At 61.4% G+C, this 295-nt stretch carries 1 protein-coding gene; it reads right to left on the reverse strand.

What is annotated here, in order from left to right; genetic code table 11:
- Window positions 1-82: 82 nt before the first annotated feature.
- Window positions 83-295, reverse strand: a 213-nt coding sequence (locus SB679_RS23705) for a hypothetical protein (RefSeq protein WP_410704712.1), incomplete at its 5' end; no start/stop codon positions are given.

The raw sequence follows: 295 nt of genomic DNA on the forward strand, positions 1-295 counted from the left end.
CACGGTTTGTCGCGCGCCATGACCGCCGAGCGGATCACGGGGTAGGCGCTTTGCTTGCCGGCCCAATGCTTCACGTTTTCAGCTAGAGCGTCCAGTGGCCATCGAGCAACCAGCGATATGCACGCTCAACAAGCTGAAGATCCGCTGCCCGGCCGCTGGCCTGGATACCGGCGAGGTCTGGAAGCGGCAGATCCACGGCAGTGCAGTCAGGATAGTCTCGCACACGCAATTCAGCAGCGATTGTCGTGAAGAATGCGACCGTGGGTACGTCAAACCCCGCGGCGATGTGAACAGC

The organism is Chryseobacterium sp. SIMBA_029 (assembly GCF_046535275.1).
Taxonomy (GTDB): Bacteria; Bacteroidota; Bacteroidia; order Flavobacteriales; family Weeksellaceae; genus Chryseobacterium.